Source organism: Streptomyces sp. VTCC 41912, from assembly GCF_045799175.1.
Classification (GTDB): Bacteria; Actinomycetota; Actinomycetes; order Streptomycetales; family Streptomycetaceae; genus Streptomyces; species Streptomyces albulus_C.
Genome location: NZ_JBJMAB010000006.1, coordinates 218,450 through 235,993 on the forward strand (window position 1 = coordinate 218,450; position 17,544 = coordinate 235,993).

The window sequence follows — 17,544 nt, forward strand, 5'->3', positions numbered from 1 at the left end:
ACCGGGCCGCGGGAAACCGCCCCGGTGCACCGCGAGGCCACGCTCGCGACGGGCGTCCGGGCCAGGCCGGATAGGCTCTGGGCCCCATGGACACCGACGCACGACTCACGGAGCGCGACCCCGCTCCCGACCCCGTCGAGGGGTTGGGGCGGCGGTCGCGCTTCGCGCGTTTCCGGGCCGTGGTCGCGCAGTTGCGGTACCGGCCGGTCACTCTCTTCGCGCTGTGCCTGGCCTTCCTGTTCCTGCTCAGCAACTTCGTGGTGCAGCCGTTCCTGATCCCCAGCACCTCCATGGAGAACACCCTGCGGGTCGGCGACCGGGTCCTGGTGAACAAGCTGGCCTACCGCTTCGGTGCCACCCCGCAGCGCGGCGACGTCATCGTCTTCGACGGCATGGGATCTTTCGTTCACAGGGAGTCGGGGGAGAATCCCGTGACGGGACTGCTGCGCAAGGCCGGTGCGGCACTGGGCCTGGCCCGGTCCGACGACACCGACTACGTCAAGCGCGTCATCGGCGTCGGCGGGGACCACGTGACCTGCTGCGACAAACAGGGGCGGATCAAGGTGAACGGAGTGCCGGTGACCGAGGGCTACCTCCATCCCGGGGACGCGCCCTCCGCCGTCCCCTTCGACATCGTGGTGCCGAAGGGCCGCCTGTGGGTCATGGGCGATCACCGCTCCCGGTCCAGCGACTCCCGTGACCACCTGGGCGAGGCCGGTGGCGGCACCGTCCCGGTCGACCGGGTCATCGGCCGCGCCGACCTGATCAGTTGGCCGTTCGACCGCTGGAGCACCCTTGCCACCCCCGGCGACCTGGCCCGCATACCGGTGCCGGCAGGCCCCCATGGGTAACCGCGGGCGACCCCGCCACGGGCGCGCATCCCTCCCCGAAGACGGGACGCAGGACGGCGAGTTCCTCGGTGGGGTAGAGGCGGCCGGGGCGGACGACGACGAGCCGGGTGGCCGGGAGGCGACCGGCGGACGGGCCGAGCGGCGCCGCCAGGCCCAGCGCATCAAGCGCCGCAGACGCCGCTCCTACCTCAAGGAGATCCCGATCCTGATCGGGGTGGCGCTGGCCATCGCGCTGGTCCTGAAGACCTTCCTGGTCCAGGCGTTCGTGATCCCGTCCGGCTCCATGGAACAGACCATCAAGATCGGCGACCGGGTGCTGGTCGACAAGCTCACCCCGTGGTTCGGCGCCGAACCGCATCGCGGTGACGTCGTCGTCTTCAAGGACCCCGGCGGTTGGCTCAAGGGCGAGCAGAACCAGTCCACCGGGGGCTCCGGCCCCCTCAACGACGTCCTGACCTTCATCGGACTGCTGCCGTCCGCCAACGAGCAGGACCTGATCAAGCGCGTGGTCGCGGTCGGCGGGGACAGCGTGCACTGCTGCGACACCAAGGGCCGGATCACGGTCAACGGCACCCCGCTCACCGAGCCCTACGTACACCCCGGAAACCCGCCCTCCGAGCTGAAGTTCACGGTCAACGTCCCCACCGGACGGATCTTCGTCATGGGTGACCACCGCTCCAACTCGGCGGACTCGCGCTACCACCTCGACGAGCCATACCGCGGCACGGTGTCGGTGGACAACGTCGTGGGCCGGGCCGTGGTCATCGCCTGGCCGTTCAGCCACTGGCAGTTCCTGAAGGAGCCCGACACCTTCGCCGACGTGCACGACGCGCCGGGTGCGAAGGCGTCGGCGGCGGGCGCAGCGCATAGGGTGTCATCCGAGAGTTTGGCGGTACTCCCGACCCCTGCGGAACTCCCGCTCGTTATGGGAGTGGTGGGCCTGCACCGGTTGACGGGCGGGCGAGAGCGCGGAGTGAGGAGCAGATGTGGGGGACTTGGCGGTCGGCGCGCGGTCCGGAACCGAAGAGCCCGAAGAGCCCGCGAGGCGCGGTGAGTCCGCGCAGCAGGCGACGAGTTCCGTGCATCAGCCACAGGCGCAGTCAGGCGGGTCCGCACCGGCCGGACCGCACACCGATCCATCGAAGCAGTCGGACCACGTGGCCGACGAGGAGGCGACCGGCAGCGTGACCAAAGGCAAGAAGCCGCGTGCCTTCTGGAAGGAGCTGCCGATCCTCATCGGCATCGCCCTGCTCCTCGCCCTGCTGATCAAGACGTTCCTGGTGCAGGCGTTCTCCATCCCGTCCGACTCCATGCAGGACACCCTCCAGCGTGGCGACCGGGTGCTGGTCGACAAGCTGACGCCGTGGTTCGGGGCCAAGCCGCAGCGCGGCGAGGTCGTCGTCTTCCACGACCCGGGCGGCTGGCTCAACGAGACGCCCACGCCGCAGCCCAACCCGATCCAGAAGGTCCTCAGCTTCATCGGCCTGATGCCCTCGGCCGAGGAGAAGGACCTGATCAAGCGGGTCATCGCGGTCGGCGGCGACACCGTCGAATGCCAGGGCGTCGGCCCGGTCAAGGTCAACGGCAAGGCCCTCAAGGAAGATTCCTACGTCTTCCCCGGAGCCACCCCCTGCGGCGACCGCCCGTTCGGACCGATCCACGTCCCCAAGGGCCGGATCTGGGTGATGGGCGACCACCGCGACGACTCCCTCGACTCCCGGTACCACCAGAACCTCCCGGGCAACGGCACGGTCTCCGAGGACGAGGTCGTCGGCCGCGCCTTCACCATCGCCTGGCCCATCAACCGCTGGTCGACCCTCCCCGTACCGGACACCTTCGACCAGCCCGGGATCAACAAGGCCATGGGTGCCGCTCCGGCCGCGCTGGGGCTGGCCGGCGCGGTTCCGCTGGTGATCTGGCGGCGCCGGAGGCTGACCGCAGAGCGTAACCCCAGGTAAGGTGCCGTCCCGGATCTTCGACGCGGGCCCACCCCGCGGGGCGGGAGCGCTGGGATGAGCAGCAGTACGGAACGTACGACGGACGGCCGCGGCCGGACCACGGGCAGTGTGCTGTCCGGTCTGGCCGTGGCCGTCGGCTGTGTGCTGTTCCTGGGCGCATTCGTCTGGGGGGCGCTGCTCTACCGCCCCTACACGGTGCCGACCGACTCGATGGCGCCCACCATCGCCCCGGGCGCCCGCGTTCTGGCCGAAAAGGTCAGCGGCTCCGAGATACGCCGCGGCGACGTCGTCGTCTTCAAGGACACCACCTGGGGCGATCTGCCGATGGTCAAGCGGGTGGTCGGCGTCGGCGGCGACAAGGTCGCCTGCTGCACCAAGAAGGGCCTGCTGACCGTCAACGGAACCCCCGTCGAGGAGCCCTACCTCCAGGGCGCCGGCCCCGCCTCGCCCATCGGCTTCAAGGCCGTGGTGCCCACCGGCCAACTCTTCCTCCTCGGCGACCACCGCAACGACTCCCTCGACTCCCGGGTCCACCTCACCGACGGCGACCACGGGGCCGTCCCGCGCAGCGCCGTCGAGGCCCGGGTCGACGCCCGCGCCTGGCCGCTCGACAGCCTCGGCGTGCTCCAGCGCCCCGAGAGCTTCGCCGCGCTTCCCGGCGGCACCTCGCAGCCGGGGCCGGTCCAGCCCCTCGTCCTCGCGGTCGTCGCGGGCGCCGTGCTGATCCTCGGAGGTGCGGCGTACGGGCCGATCGCGCGGCGGAAGGGGCGTGGACGTGGGTGAGCGGGCGCGGGAGCGGGCATCGCGACAGCAGGCCGGGGAGGAATCGGAGCGGGCGGGACAGCCCGGGAGGGGGTGGCGGGGGTGACCGGTGACGGCGCTGGAGGGGCCGCTGGAGGGGCAGATTCAGGCCACCGGGCGGAGATCGCGGAGGGCGGGGCCGATGGCGCCGTCGCGGCGAACGGCGGCACCGCCGGCAGCGGTGATGCCGGTGCGGCTGAGGAAGTCGTCGAGGTGCGTCAGGTGTCCCGGGTCCTGCTGCTCGACCCCGATGACCGGATCCTGCTGCTGCACGGCTTCGAACCGGACCGTCCGGCCGAAACCTGGTGGTTCACCCCCGGTGGCGGCCTGGAAGGCACCGAGACCCGCGAGGAGGCGGCCCTCCGCGAGCTCGCCGAGGAGACCGGCATCCGCGGCGCCACCCTCGGGCCGCTCCTGTGGAAGCGCCGCTGCGCCTTTCCCTTCGACGGGCGACGCTGGGAACAGGACGAGTGGTACTACCTGGCCCGGACCGATCGGACCGCCACCGACACCGCCGGCCACACGGACCTGGAACGGCGCAGCGTGTCGGGGCTGAAGTGGTGGACCTCGGAGGAACTGTCGGCGTCGCATGAGACGGTGTACCCGACCAGACTCGCCGAGCTGCTGCGCACACTGCTCGACGAAGGGCCCCCGAGTGCGCCGGTGCTCCTGGAGACCGAGAGGGTCTGACGCACAATAGGGGGACGCACGGCTGAAGGGGATCTGCCATGAGCGCCGAGGACCTCGAAAAGTACGAGACCGAGATGGAGCTGAAGCTCTACCGGGAGTACCGAGACGTCGTCGGGCTGTTCAAATACGTGATCGAGACCGAGCGGCGCTTCTACCTCACCAACGACTACGAGATGCAGGTGCACTCCGTCCAGGGCGAAGTGTTCTTCGAGGTGTCGATGGCTGACGCCTGGGTGTGGGACATGTACCGGCCGGCCCGCTTCGTCAAGCAGGTGAGGGTGCTCACGTTCAAGGACGTGAACATCGAAGAGCTGAACAAGAGCGATCTGGACCTTCCGGGGAGCTGACGGGTCCTTGCGGGCGGGTCCGGAGCCCGGGCCGGGATCAGGGCCGGGGCTGGCGCCGGGTCGAGCTTGAGGTAGTCGGGCCGGGCTGGGCCTTCGGGCCTGCGTCGTGGTGTGGACTCGGGAGCCGTCGACTCGGCCCGGCCGCTGCGGTGCGTCGCCCTGGCGGGTGAGCGAGTTATCCACAGCCGGGCAGTTATCCACCAAGATCCAATGGATCTGCGCGGAGGCGTCACTGTCGGTGCCGGAGGTGGTACCGGATGAACGCCACAGAGAACGGCCGACGAGCCGAGGACACCGGACGCAGCGAGAAGCGCACACCGCGGGACGCGGGCCCCGCACCCCGAGGAGCCCGTGGAGCGGGCAAAGTCTCCACAACGCGGAAAACGCAGGAAACGCAGAAAACGCAGACGTCGCGGCCAGCGAAAACGAAACGACCTGCCGCACCGAAGACGTCCCGCAACGCACTGGGCAAGTACGGAGAGGACCTGGCCGTCCGGCGGCTCACCGAAGCCGGAATGCGGATCCTCGACCGCAACTGGCGCTGCCGCGACGGAGAGATCGACATCGTCGCCGTCGACGGCGACGCGCTGGTCGTCTGCGAGGTCAAGACCCGCCGCGCGGGCTGGTACGAACACCCCATGGCCGCCGTCCGAGCCCAGAAGACCGCGCGGCTGCGCCTCCTCGCCGAACGCTGGCTCGAACGGCACGGCGGCCCACCACCCGGCGGCGTCCGCATCGACGTCATCGGGATCCTGCTGCCCGCCCGCGGCGCTCCCGTGGTCGAGCACGCACGGGGGGTGGCGTGATGGGATTCGCCCGCACCTGCTCCGTGGCCCTCGTGGGCGTCGAAGGCGTCGTCGTCGAGGTCCAGGCCGACCTGGAACCCGGCGTGGCGGCCTTCACCCTGGTCGGACTCCCCGACAAGAGCCTGGCCGAGTCCCGGGACCGCGTCCGCGCCGCGCTCGTGAACTCGGGCGCCGAGTGGCCGCAGAAGAAGCTCACGGTCGGCCTCAGCCCGGCCTCCGTCCCCAAGAGCGGCAGCGGCTTCGACCTCGCCGTGGCCTGCGCGGTCCTGGGCGCCGCCGAACGCCTCGACCCCCGCGAACTCACCGACCTGATGATGATCGGCGAACTCGGCCTCGACGGCCGCGTCCGCCCCGTCCGCGGCGTACTGCCCGCGGTCCTCGCCGCCGCCGACGCCGGATACCGCCAGGTCGTCGTGCCGGAACCGACCGTCGCCGAAGCCTCCCTCGTCCCCGGCGTCTCCGTCCTCGGCATCCGCAGCCTGCGACAACTCATCGCCGTGCTCACCGACGAACCGGTCCCCGAAGAGGAGAACTCCTCCGGTGAGGGCCGCCCCGACCCGCTGCTGGCCGGCCTCGTCATGCCCGGTACGGGCGCGACGGCCGGACTGCCGGCCGAGGGCCACACCCCCGACCTCGCCGACGTCGTGGGCCAGCACAACGCCCGGCGCGCCCTGGAAGTGGCCGCCGCCGGACGTCACCACATCTTCTTCAAGGGCCCACCGGGAGCTGGCAAGACCATGCTGGCCGAACGCCTCCCCGGGCTGCTGCCACCGCTGACGCCCAAGGCGTCCCTGGAAGTGACCGCCGTCCACTCGGTCGCCGGCACCCTCCCACCCGGCCAGCCGCTGGTCCACCGCCCGCCCTACTGCGCCCCGCACCACTCCGCGACCACGGCATCCCTGGTCGGCGGCGGAACCGGACTGCCCCGCCCAGGAGCCGTCTCGCTGGCCCACCATGGCGTGCTCTTTCTCGACGAAGCCGCCGAATGCAGCCCCCGAGTCCTGGACGCCCTACGCCAACCACTCGAATCCGGCCACGTCGTCGTGGCCCGCGCCGGCGGCATGATGCGGATGCCCGCGCGCTTCCTGCTGGCCCTGGCCGCCAACCCCTGCCCGTGCGGCCGGCACGGCACGACCGCGGGCGGCTGCGAATGCCGCCCCTCATCCATCCGTCGCTATCGCGCCCGGCTCTCCGGACCGTTGATGGACCGGGTGGACCTGCGGATCGCCGTGGAACCGGTCGCCCGGCGTGAACTCCTCGCGCTCGGCCGCGCCGCCGAATCCACCGCCACCGTCGCCGAGCGCGTCCGAGCCGCCCGGCAACGCGCAGCGGCACGACTCGCCGACACTCCCTGGCAGACCAACAGCGAGGTTCCGGGCCACGAACTCCGTACCCGCTGGCCGGTACAACCCGGTGCACTCGCCCAGGTCGAACGCGACCTGGAATGCGGCCTCCTGACGGCCCGCGGCCTCGACCGCGTCCTGCGCGTCGCCTGGACCGCCGCAGACCTTGCCGGCCGTGACCGTCCGACGAAGGAGGACGTCAACTGGGCTCTGGAACTCCGCACGGGGGTACGTCGCGGTGCGGTGGCGGCGAGGACAGCAGCGGGGGCGGTCGCAGGCGCAGCAGAAGAAGCGGCTTCTGCAACCGGAGCGGGTGAGCCCGCGACAGTTGGGACGCACGGGCCGGCGAGAACTGTTCCATGGGCCGGCTTACGGGATGAAAGGGAGCCGGAAGCCGGGAGGGAGCAGCAAACGACGGCGGGGGAGGAGAGGCCGCTGACGCCAGGGGCGACTGCGGCAGTGCCGACGGTGCCAGTGCGGGGCGAGCGGCTCCACGCGACACCGGATCCCCGTCCGCGCGTCGCGCTCGTCCGTCCCGTACAGAGCCGAGGCGAACGATGAACCCGATCGACGAATGGGGCTTCGTGACGAACGAGGCGGGGCCCACCCGGCCGCACCGGTCGGAACAAGTACCGCAGCCGGGTTCAACTGCGGAGGCCAGGTCGAACGCGGCATCGGCTACCAGGGACGGAAAGGCTACGCCGGCGGATGTGCCTTCCCTCGGCAGCGGGGAGTGGTGCCCCACCCGCCGTGCCTTGGCGGGTCTCAACGGCGCCAGCACCCCTACCCCTCCGCCTGCCGCAGCTCGGAAACGCCCTGCTGCCCGCCGGGCGCTGGCCGAACAGCGCAGCTACGAACCGCACCGAGCCGCGCGCGCCGCACTCACCCGCATCATCGAACCCGGCGACGAGACCGCCGGTCGCTGGCTTCGCGAAATGGGCCCGGTAGCGCTCTGGCACGCGCTGTCCCAAGACGACGTGCCCCCGCCCATCGGCGCGAGTCCGGCCAAGGTCGCGGGACTCCGACTGCGTGCCGTGCGAGCCCGCCCCGCAGTCGACCTCGCCGCCGTCGCCACGCTCGGAGGCCGATTCCTCTGCCCGGGCGACGACGAATGGCCCGGTCAGCTGGACGACCTCGGCGACGCCCGCCCCATCGGCCTGTGGGTCCGAGGCCGGGCCAACCTGCGGATCTGGGCGCTGCGCTCAGTGGCCGTGGTCGGCGCACGCGCCTGTACCGACTACGGCGCCCACCTCGCCACCACGCTCGGGGCCGGACTCGCCGACCGCGGCTGGACCATCGTCTCCGGAGCCGCGTACGGCGTCGACGGCGCTGCCCATCGGGGTGCGCTCGCCGCGGACGGACCGACCGTCGCCGTGCTCGCCTCCGGCGTCGACCACCCCTATCCGCGCGGACACACCGAGTTGATCGATCGCATCGCCGAACAGGGGCTGGTGGTAGCCGAGTTACCGCCGGGCGACCATCCCACCCGCAGTCGGTTCGTCCAGCGCAACCGTGTCATTGCCGCCCTCACGCGCGGCACGGTCGTCGTGGAGGCCGAACTCCGCAGCGGGTCACTGGTCACCGCGCGGCGCGCGCTGGCCCTGGGCCGCTTCACGATGGGCATGCCGGGCCCCGTCACCAGCGGGCTGTCCGCCGGAGTGCACCAACTCCTGCGCGGTGAAGCGGAGGTGGTCACCGACGCCGACGAGGTGGTCGAACTCGTCGGCAACATCGGAGACCTGGCCCCAGAGCGGCGAGGTCCGACCCTCGCCCGCGACCTGTTGGACCCGGTCGCCCGCCGCGTGCTCGAAGCGCTGCCCGCCCGCGGTGCCGCGGATGCCGACCATCTGGCCCGGGAGTCTGGCACACCCCGCGACCTCACGCGCGACAAGCTCTTCGAGCTCCAATCGCTCGAATTCGTTCAAAGGTGCGGTGAGCGCTGGGAGTTGGTGCGACGGGCCAACTCGACCGAAGGTTCCCGGCGAGGCGGTACTTGACCTGGCGCGAACGGGTGAAAGGGTGAGGGGAATGACCGCAGAATCCAGATTTGGCGTGCTTCGGTGCGTGCGGCCGGTCCGTTGGGCGTCGTCGATACGACCCGCTACACGCACGGGCTCCCGCCGGCCGCATCGGCACGTCCGTCCGCGCCACCCTCCCGGGGTGCGCTTCCGGCGAGCGCGTCTCAGGCGCCCCTTCCGGGTGCCGCCGCATGGCGCGAAGTAACCCTGGGGTGCGGGCAGCGGAACGTATCTGCGTACACCCAACCTGCCTTCCTCGCACACCGCGACGTTACGGTCACGCTACGCTCACGACAGTTCAAGCCTCATACACCCATCCACCCCCGTCTCGGCAGAACGGCTCAAGGCGACGAATGCCCCAGCACACCTCCGGGTCTGACCGCGCGGCAGCACCACCCGCCGCGCGCGGCAGCGTGCGCCCCGCCCCGCCCACCTCGGTCGACGAGCTGTGGCGCTCCTACAAGGCGTCCGGCGACGGACGCCTGCGGGAACAGCTGATCCTGCACTACTCACCGCTGGTCAAATACGTGGCCGGCCGTGTCAGCGTCGGACTGCCGCCCAACGTCGAGCAGGCCGACTTCGTCTCCTCCGGAGTCTTCGGACTGATCGACGCCATCGAGAAGTTCGAACCAGAACGCTCCATCAAGTTCGAGACGTACGCGATCACCCGCATCCGCGGCGCAATGATCGACGAACTCCGTGCGCTGGACTGGATCCCCCGATCCGTACGGCAAAAGGCCCGCGCCGTGGAGCGCGCCTACGCCACCCTCGAAGCGCAACTGCGCCGCACGCCGACCGAGGCGGAGGTCGCCGGCGAGATGGGCATCCAGCTGGAGGAACTCCACGGCGTCTTCAGCCAGCTGTCCCTGGCGAACGTCGTCGCGTTGGAAGAACTCCTCCACGTTGGAGGTGAAGGCGGTGAGCGCCTCAGCCTCATGGACACGTTGGAGGACACCGCTGCCGAGAACCCCGTCGAGATCGCCGAGGACCGCGAACTGCGACGGCTACTGGCGCGCGCCATCAACACCCTGCCCGACCGTGAGAAGACCGTGGTCACCCTCTACTACTACGAGGGCCTCACGCTCGCCGAGATCGGCAACGTCCTGGGCGTCACCGAGAGCAGGGTCAGCCAGATCCACACCAAGTCCGTGCTCCAGCTCCGCGCGAAGTTGGCGGATGTGGGGCGCTGAGAGCCGGAGGTCGGTGCGGAGCCGAGCCACCCGGTGGGGTGGCCGGGAGGAGGAGTCAGGGGGACGGGGAAACCCGAATCTCGGATGGTTGGGTGGCGGCGAGGTGTGGTGGGGCGGGCGTGATGACTAGGGAGAACCAGGGGCCCTGATTGCCTGCCCTGCGCTGCCGTGCCCTGCTCGGTCGATGGTTGTCCCGTCCGTGCGGATGCCGGGGCTTGAGTGCCGCAGGCCGCAAGGACTCCGAGGAGTACGTCGGCGGCGATGCGTGTTGCGATGCGGCGTGCCACGGCGAGGACGCCATCCGTAGAGTGGTGGCGTGCCCAGGATTCGAGCGGCCTCGGTGGCCGAGCACCGGACGATGCAGCGCGGCGCCCTCTTGGACGCCGCCCGCACCCTGCTGTCCGAGGGCGGAACGGAAGCGCTGACCTTCCCTGCCCTCGCCGAACGGACGGGGCTCGCGCGCTCCTCCGTATACGAGTACTTCCGCTCCCGAGCAGCCGTCGTCGAAGAACTGTGCGCCGTCGACTTCCCCGTGTGGGCCGCCGAAGTCGAGACCGCGATGGAGGGCGCCGAGACGCCCGAGGCAAAAGTCGAAGCGTATGTGCGCCGACAACTGGCACTGGTGGGAGACCGCCGTCACCGGGCCGTCGTCGCCATCTCCGCAGGAGAACTGGACGCGGGCGCCCGGGAGAAGATCCGCGCGGCGCACGGCGGACTGATCGCCATGATCGTCGAAGCACTGGCCACCCTCGGCCACGCCCAGCCCCGACTCGCCGCGATGCTGCTCCAGGGCGTGGTGGACGCCGCAGTTCGCCGCATCGAACTCGGTGCTGCCGAAGACCCGGAAGAGATCGTCGAGGCGGCGGTCGCGATGGCCCTCAACGGGGTCCGCGGCTGAGCCCCCGGCCGGCCGCTGCGGTTCGGCTAGCTCTGGGGTGGGGGCTGGCGGGTGGTTGTGGTTGGTGGGTCTACGGTGTGGTTGCTGATGGGGGCTTTGGGCGGGGTTGCTTGATCGCCCCGTTCCTTTCCCTGGGGCCCCCACCCCTCCCCCCACCCCTCCCCCCACCCCTCCCCCCACCCCACCCTCCCCATTCGTAACGCTCGTTCGCTCCGCAGTCCGCAGTCCGCAGTCCGCAGTCCGCAGTCCGCAGTCCGCAGTCCGCAGTCCGCAGTCCGCAGTCCGCAGTCCGCGACGAACCGGAGTCGGTTCGTTGCGCCGTGCGACAGGTACGTGTTTTCCCGCGCCGCGTTGGTGCGTACTTGTTCAAGCCGTCCGCGTAGGCGTCTCCTCTCTCAGTTGGGCCTGCCCTTCTTCGTGGGTGTTGCCGTGCCTTGTGCGGCCTGCCCGCCTCCTCCAGTGCGAAGTGCCTGTGGCAGCGCCATGTCTCCTGGCCGCATGTCTCCGGCTCGGTCTACGACGGAGGCGGCCCAATGCCCACAGCGTGGTGGCGGTGAGTGTGATCGCGCCGAGTAGGGCGGCGCTTGTGGTGCCTGGTGGTGAGTTCTGCGCGGCATGGGCCGTGGGGGTTGGGCGCTCAGAATGTGGATGGGTGAGTCCGGAGTCCGGGACTGATGGTTCGGGGACTTCGAAGACCGGCAGGAGCCGTGAGGGGCCTTTGCGGAGGGCGGTTGGCGGTAGCAGGGAGAGAGGGTTCAGGTAGGTCGTGCCGCGTCGTAGGCCCCAGTGGAGGCAGGGTTGACGGCAGTGGTGATGGCCGTTCTCCAGCAGGCCGACGGGTTGGCCGGCGGTGACGTGCTGGCCTTTGTGGGCGGTGGCGCGGATCGGCTCGTAGGTGGTGTGTAGCGGGGGGCGGCCCGAGTCGGACACTTCGATGGTGAGGACGCCGCGGCCGGCGACGGTGCCGGCGAAGGCGATCCGGCCGGGCGTGGCGGCTTTGACGGTGGTGCCTTCGGTCGCTGCCAGGTCCACGCCGCGGTGCCCGGCTGCCCAGGGGGTGGGGGGAGGTTCCCAGCCGCGCAGCAACTCGGGTGGTGTTCCCGCAGGGCCGGTGACGGGCCAAGAGCGGTCTGATGTCGGAGTTGCCGGGGTGGTGGCCGGTCCTGCATCGAGGTGCGTGGAAGCCGCCTCGGCCACGTTTGGTGTGCTGGCTGCTGCCGCAGTCGGCACGGCGTGCAGGACGCACATGGCGAGGGCGGGGAGGGGATTGCGTCCGCTTCGGCGGGCCCGAGTCGAAGGCCGCCGCGACCGCGTCAAAGGTGTCGGAGTGTGGCGCGGGCTGCCGCGTTGCCGGCTGAGGGGGCGGTCGCTTTGTGCGGCACGGTGTGCACGTCGTTGCCGATCCTTGCCCCGTTCCCACGTGGGGGTGGAGTCGTGGGGGTGCGGCAGCGGCTGTCGTGGGGGCGGAGGCGGGGTGGGGAGGGAGTGGTCGGAATGCCGGTCGGTGCGGTCGGTGTGTCGTTGCATGTGTTGACGATGGCGGATGCCGGACCAGCTTGGGGATCTTGGTGAAAAGCTGTGGATGACGGCCCGCTTGTGGACAACGGCGTCACTCTGTCGGGGCGCGAAATGGTGCGTGTCGCCCGGTGCATCGCCCGTCCCGTACACTTCTGATGGCGATCCGGGTCACCGGGTCGACTTCGCACGCCCCGCCACCAGTGCACCAGTCCCCTTCGGGCAGCACATCGGCCGCGCTCTCGGTCCTCGGAAGGTTCCGTTCGGTTCCTCCCCTGGCAGGCGCGTCGGGGCGTCAGGCACTGCGGCCGACCGGTCGCGGTGGAACCGAGAACAACAAGGAGTACGGCCATGGCCGTCGTCACGATGCGGGAGCTGCTGGAGAGCGGCGTCCACTTCGGGCACCAGACCCGCCGCTGGAACCCGAAGATGAAGCGCTTCATCTTCACCGAGCGCAACGGCATCTACATCATCGACCTGCTCCAGTCGCTGTCGTACATCGACCGCGCCTACGAGTTCGTCAAGGAGACCGTCGCCCACGGCGGCTCCGTCATGTTCGTCGGTACGAAGAAGCAGGCCCAGGAGGCCATTGCTGAGCAGGCGACGCGCGTGGGCATGCCCTACGTGAACCAGCGCTGGCTCGGCGGCATGCTGACCAACTTCTCGACCGTCTACAAGCGTCTGCAGCGCCTCAAGGAGCTTGAGCAGATCGACTTCGAGGACGTGGCCGCCTCCGGCCTCACCAAGAAGGAGCTCCTGGTCCTCTCGCGTGAGAAGGCCAAGCTGGAGAAGACCCTCGGTGGTATCCGCGAGATGCAGAAGGTGCCCAGCGCCGTCTGGATCGTGGACACCAAGAAGGAGCACATCGCCGTCGGCGAGGCGCGCAAGCTCAACATCCCGGTCGTCGCGATCCTCGACACCAACTGCGACCCGGACGAGGTCGACTACAAGATCCCGGGCAACGACGACGCGATCCGCTCCGTCACCCTGCTCACCCGCGTGATCGCCGACGCCGTCGCCGAGGGCCTGATCGCCCGTTCCGGCGCCGCCACCGGCGACCAGAAGCCGGGCGAGAAGGCCGGCGAGCCGCTGGCCGAGTGGGAGCGCGACCTGCTCGAGGGCGACAAGAAGTCCGACGACGAGGCCGCCAAGGCTGAGGCTCCGGCCGCCGAGGCCGAGAAGCCGGCCGCTGAGGCTGAGGCTCCGGTCGCTGAGGCTGAGGCTCCGGCCGCTGAGGCCGAGAAGCCGGCCGAGCAGGGCTGACCTCCAAAGAACGGTTGATGACGGCGGGGGAAGGTGCCACAAGCGCCGCCCCCGCCGTCCACCCGTAGATCTTTCGACTTCCGCGATTCCGAGAAGAGATTCACAGACCATGGCGAACTACACCGCCGCTGACGTCAAGAAGCTCCGCGAGCTCACCGGCGCCGGCATGATGGACTGCAAGAAGGCCCTGGAAGAGGCCGAGGGCCACGTCGACAAGGCCGTCGAGGTCCTGCGCGTCAAGGGTCAGAAGGGCGTCGCCAAGCGCGAGGGCCGCTCCGCCGAGAACGGCGCCGTGGTCTCCCTGATCACTGACGACAACACCTCCGGCCTGATCCTCGAGCTGAAGTGCGAGACGGACTTCGTCGCCAAGGGCGAGAAGTTCCAGGCCGTCGCCAACGCCCTGGCCGCGCACGTCGCCAAGACCAACCCGGCCGACCTCGAGGCCCTGCTCGGCTCCGAGATCGAGGCCGGCAAGACCGTCCAGGCGTTCGTCGACGAGGCCAACGCGAACCTCGGCGAGAAGATCGTCCTGGACCGCTTCGCGCAGTTCTCCGACGGTTACGTCACGGCGTACATGCACCGCACCATGCCTGACCTGCCGCCGCAGATCGGTGTCCTCGTCGAGCTCGACAAGGAGAACGCCGAGGTCGCCAAGGGCATCGCGCAGCACATCGCCGCCTTCGCCCCGAAGTACCTGGCCAAGGAAGACGTTCCGGCCGAGGTCGTCGAGGCCGAGCGTCGCGTCGCCGAGGAGACCACCCGCGCCGAGGGCAAGCCCGAGGCCGCGCTGCCGAAGATCGTCGAGGGGCGCCTCAACGGCTTCTTCAAGGACGCGACGCTGCTCGGTCAGCCCTACGCGCTCGACAACAAGAAGTCCGTCGAGAAGATCCTCCAGGAGGCCGGTGTCACCCTGAAGCGCTTCTCGCGCATCAAGGTCGGCATCTGAGCCTGCCGCGAGGCAGCGAATGACTTGCGGCCCCGCTAGGGTCGTACGCAGTCGGCCGCTCATCGGTCGGCCGCAGATGTGACGAGGAGGCCATTGCCGGACAGGGATCTGACCCAGACCCACGGCAATGGCCTTCTTCGTATGTGCACGAGGAGAGCTCAATGAATCACGGTGCCGACGGCGCGGACACACACAAAGCCGGGAACGGCGGCAGGCGCCGCTTCCTTCTGAAGCTGTCGGGCGAGGCCTTCGCCGGTGGCGGCGGACTGGGTGTCGACCCCGATGTCGTGCACGCCATCGCCCGCGAGATCGCCGCGGTGGTGCGTGACGGCTACGAGATCGCCATCGTGATCGGCGGCGGCAACTTCTTCCGCGGCGCCGAACTGCAGCAGCGCGGCATGGACCGGGCGCGCTCCGACTACATGGGCATGCTCGGCACGGTCATGAACTGCCTGGCCCTCCAGGACTTCCTGGAGAAGGAGGGCATCGACTCCCGCGTCCAGACGGCGATCACCATGGGCCAGGTCGCGGAGCCGTACATCCCGCTGCGCGCGGTGCGCCACCTGGAGAAGGGCCGGGTCGTCATCTTCGGCGCCGGCATGGGCATGCCGTACTTCTCCACCGACACCACCGCCGCCCAGCGCGCCCTGGAGATCGACGCCGAGGCCATGCTGATGGGGAAGAACGGCGTGGACGGGGTCTACGACTCCGACCCCAAGAAGAACCCGGACGCGGTCAAGTTCGACGCCCTCGAATACGGCGAGGTCATCACCCGCGACCTGAAGGTCGCCGACGCCACCGCCATCACGCTGTGCCGGGACAACAAGCTCCCGATCCTCGTGTTCGAACTGCTCGCCGAGGGGAACATCGCGCGTGCGGTGAAGGGTGAGAAGATCGGCACGCTCGTCAGCGATCAGAACACCCGGGCCTGACGGCCTCAACTGCCGTGATTCCGTAGGGGCGTCGGCCCGTACGGGCGGCAACCCCCGGTCGTGGGAAGACCTCGGTACGGGGATGGACAACCGCCTGCCGGTCGGACACCGTGCAGGAGAAGACGCGCGGCAGGGGCGAGGCTCTGCTTCTTACCGATAAGACCAGGAGCAAGTGGTGATCGAAGAGATCCTCCTCGAAGCCGAGGAGAAGATGGAGAAGGCCGTCGTGGTCGCCAAGGAGGACTTCGCCGCGATCCGCACCGGGCGTGCGCACCCGGCGATGTTCAACAAGATCGTGGCGGACTACTACGGTGCCATGACGCCCATCAACCAGCTGGCGTCGTTCTCGGTTCCGGAACCGCGGATGGCCGTGGTGACCCCGTTCGACAAGAGCGCGCTGCGCAACATCGAGCAGGCGATCCGTGACTCGGACCTCGGCGTCAACCCGAGCAACGACGGCAACATCATCCGTGTGACGTTCCCGGAGCTCACCGAGGAGCGCCGCCGCGAGTTCATCAAGGTCGCCAAGAACAAGGCCGAGGACTCGAAGATCTCGATCCGCAGCGTGCGTCGCAAGGCCAAGGAGTCGCTCGACAAGCTGGTCAAGGACAAGGAGTCCGGCGAGGACGAGGTGCGCCGCGCCGAGAAGGAGCTCGACGACGTCACCGCGAAGTACGTCGCGCAGGTGGACGAGCTCCTCAAGCACAAGGAATCCGAGCTCCTAGAGGTCTGATGAACGAGTCATCCTGGGGGACCCCGCCCGGCTCCGGCCAGTGGGGACCGCCCGATCACGGACCGGCCGCCTCGCTGCGCGGGGCGGCGCCTCCCGTCCCGGCGGGTCCCGTGCACGACGGAGGCGGCGCGACGCAGACTCGGCCCATGCCCCTCGTGCCCGAGCCGGGCGGACACCAGGACGACCATCGGGACATCCGGGGTATCTCGGACGACCGGGGGGCTGCTCGCCTGAGCGGCCCCCTGTTCCGCGACGACAGGCCGCAGGAGCCCATGCCCACCTCGCTCCCCGGGTCCGACAGTGACCCAGTGAAACCGCAGAAGAAGAGCGCGGGGCGCAACCTGCGCGCCGCCATAGGGGTCGGCGTCGGGCTCGGCGTGGTCATCCTCGCCTCGCTCTTCGTCTACAAGCCGGTGTTCATCGGTGTCATAGCGCTCGCTGTCGTCGTGGGCCTGTGGGAACTGACCTCGCGGCTGGCCGAGCGCAAGGACATCCGGGTGCCGATGGTCCCGCTCGCGCTGGGCGGCACCGCGATGGTCGTCGCCGGGTACGTGCGCGGTGCCGAAGGCGCCTGGGTGGCGATGGCGCTCACCGCGCTCGCCGTCCTCGTCTGGCGGATGACCGAGGCACCCCAGAACTACCTCCGGGACGTCACGGCCGCCATCTTCGCGGCCTTCTACGTCCCCTTCCTGGCGACCTTCGTGGCGCTGATGCTGGCGGCCGAGGACGACGGGCCGCAGCGGGTGCTGACCTTCCTGCTGCTGACGGTCGTCAGCGACACCGGCGCCTACGCGGTCGGCTGGCGCTTCGGCAGGAAGAAGCTCGCGCCGCGGATCAGTCCCGGCAAGACCCGCGAGGGACTCGTCGGGGCGGTGCTCTTCGCGATGGTGGCGGGCGCGCTGTGCATGCAGTTCCTGATCAAGGGCGGCATCTGGTGGCAGGGACTGCTGCTCGGCCTCGCGGTCGCGGTCAGCGCCACCCTCGGTGACCTCGGCGAATCCATGATCAAGCGGGATCTGGGCATCAAGGACATGGGCACCCTGCTGCCCGGTCACGGCGGCATCATGGACCGGTTGGACTCGCTGCTGCCGACCGCTCCCGTCGTCTGGCTGCTGTTCGTGATCTTCGTGGGATCGGGCTGAGCGTCGCCGGTTACCCTTGGAGGGCGCGTCGCTCGTTCGCGGCGCGCCCTTTCCGTCCCCGCGACCGCGGGGACGATCCGTGAGGTCTCCCGGTTCCGGCCCGTCCGGACC

Annotated in this window: 15 protein-coding genes and 2 pseudogenes; 16 read left to right on the forward strand and 1 reads right to left on the reverse strand. The window is 70.0% G+C overall.

Going from position 1 to position 17,544, the window contains the following annotated elements; translation table 11 throughout:
- Positions 1–86 precede the first annotated feature (86 nt).
- The 11 genes and pseudogenes from lepB (ACJ6WD_RS12300) to ACJ6WD_RS12350 all read left to right on the forward strand — a co-directional run bounded on the left by lepB (ACJ6WD_RS12300) (position 87) and on the right by ACJ6WD_RS12350 (position 10,902).
- Positions 87–851 carry a signal peptidase I gene (lepB, locus tag ACJ6WD_RS12300; protein WP_331248509.1) on the forward strand — a complete coding sequence of 255 codons (765 nt, stop codon included), beginning with the start codon at positions 87–89 and terminating at the stop codon, positions 849–851.
- The gene (gene lepB, locus ACJ6WD_RS12305) at positions 844–1,905 is read left to right on the forward strand and encodes a signal peptidase I (RefSeq protein WP_331248508.1); all 1,062 of its coding nucleotides are present in this window, start codon (positions 844–846) and stop codon (positions 1,903–1,905) included. Before lepB (ACJ6WD_RS12300) ends, lepB (ACJ6WD_RS12305) begins: the two co-directional genes overlap by 8 nt.
- On the forward strand, positions 1,847–2,809 hold the full coding sequence (lepB, locus tag ACJ6WD_RS12310) for a signal peptidase I (RefSeq protein ID WP_233658545.1): 963 nt from the start codon (positions 1,847–1,849) through the stop codon (positions 2,807–2,809). Before lepB (ACJ6WD_RS12305) ends, lepB (ACJ6WD_RS12310) begins: the two co-directional genes overlap by 59 nt.
- A 54-nt stretch (positions 2,810–2,863) precedes the next feature.
- Positions 2,864–3,592, forward strand: coding sequence for a signal peptidase I (gene lepB / locus ACJ6WD_RS12315; protein ID WP_376441087.1), 729 nt, complete (start codon positions 2,864–2,866; stop codon positions 3,590–3,592).
- Between the two features lie 231 nt (positions 3,593–3,823).
- The gene (locus ACJ6WD_RS12320; RefSeq protein WP_233658509.1) at positions 3,824–4,300 is read left to right on the forward strand and encodes an NUDIX hydrolase; all 477 of its coding nucleotides are present in this window, start codon (positions 3,824–3,826) and stop codon (positions 4,298–4,300) included.
- A gap of 38 nt (positions 4,301–4,338) precedes the next feature.
- A complete protein-coding gene (locus ACJ6WD_RS12325; protein ID WP_003980220.1) occupies positions 4,339–4,647 on the forward strand; it encodes a DUF2469 domain-containing protein in 309 nt (102 codons plus the stop codon).
- A gap of 452 nt (positions 4,648–5,099) precedes the next feature.
- Positions 5,100–5,453, forward strand: a pseudogene (locus ACJ6WD_RS12330) (YraN family protein); the annotation flags it as partial.
- A pseudogene (locus ACJ6WD_RS12335) lies at positions 5,453–7,045 on the forward strand (YifB family Mg chelatase-like AAA ATPase); the annotation flags it as partial. The pseudogenes ACJ6WD_RS12330 and ACJ6WD_RS12335, both read left to right, overlap by 1 nt.
- 506 nt (positions 7,046–7,551) lie before the next feature.
- Positions 7,552–8,793: a DNA-processing protein DprA gene (gene dprA / locus ACJ6WD_RS12340; protein WP_308401760.1), complete on the forward strand. Its 1,242-nt coding sequence runs from the start codon at positions 7,552–7,554 to the stop codon at positions 8,791–8,793.
- 374 nt (positions 8,794–9,167) lie between these two features.
- Positions 9,168–10,004, forward strand: coding sequence for an RNA polymerase sigma factor WhiG (gene whiG / locus ACJ6WD_RS12345; RefSeq protein WP_055582120.1), 837 nt, complete (start codon positions 9,168–9,170; stop codon positions 10,002–10,004).
- Between the two features lie 358 nt (positions 10,005–10,362).
- Entirely contained in the window at positions 10,363–10,902 is a 540-nt protein-coding gene (locus ACJ6WD_RS12350; RefSeq protein ID WP_331248528.1) for a helix-turn-helix domain-containing protein, read from the forward strand.
- A 366-nt stretch (positions 10,903–11,268) separates the two neighbouring features.
- Here ACJ6WD_RS12350 and ACJ6WD_RS12355 read toward each other — a convergent pair whose 3' ends face one another.
- Positions 11,269–12,429 carry a M23 family metallopeptidase gene (locus tag ACJ6WD_RS12355; protein WP_407615772.1) on the reverse strand — a complete coding sequence of 387 codons (1,161 nt, stop codon included), beginning with the start codon at positions 12,427–12,429 and terminating at the stop codon, positions 11,269–11,271.
- 339 nt (positions 12,430–12,768) lie between these two features.
- On the opposite strand from ACJ6WD_RS12355, the gene rpsB reads away from it, so the two are divergent.
- The 5 genes from rpsB to ACJ6WD_RS12380 all read left to right on the forward strand — a co-directional run bounded on the left by rpsB (position 12,769) and on the right by ACJ6WD_RS12380 (position 17,433).
- Positions 12,769–13,680: a 30S ribosomal protein S2 gene (gene rpsB / locus ACJ6WD_RS12360; RefSeq protein ID WP_376437531.1), complete on the forward strand. Its 912-nt coding sequence runs from the start codon at positions 12,769–12,771 to the stop codon at positions 13,678–13,680.
- Positions 13,681–13,789: 109 nt separating this feature from the next.
- Positions 13,790–14,626 (forward strand): translation elongation factor Ts, encoded by an 837-nt coding sequence (gene tsf / locus ACJ6WD_RS12365; RefSeq protein ID WP_331248213.1) that lies wholly within the window; start codon positions 13,790–13,792, stop codon positions 14,624–14,626.
- 161 nt (positions 14,627–14,787) lie between these two features.
- Positions 14,788–15,558, forward strand: a complete 771-nt coding sequence (gene pyrH / locus ACJ6WD_RS12370) for a UMP kinase (protein WP_016572241.1) — start codon at positions 14,788–14,790, stop codon at positions 15,556–15,558.
- Between the two features lie 175 nt (positions 15,559–15,733).
- The gene (frr, locus tag ACJ6WD_RS12375) at positions 15,734–16,291 is read left to right on the forward strand and encodes a ribosome recycling factor (RefSeq protein WP_016572240.1); all 558 of its coding nucleotides are present in this window, start codon (positions 15,734–15,736) and stop codon (positions 16,289–16,291) included.
- The gene (locus ACJ6WD_RS12380) at positions 16,291–17,433 is read left to right on the forward strand and encodes a phosphatidate cytidylyltransferase (protein ID WP_376437537.1); all 1,143 of its coding nucleotides are present in this window, start codon (positions 16,291–16,293) and stop codon (positions 17,431–17,433) included. The genes frr and ACJ6WD_RS12380 overlap by 1 nt, the downstream gene beginning before the upstream one ends.
- Positions 17,434–17,544: the final 111 nt, after the last annotated feature.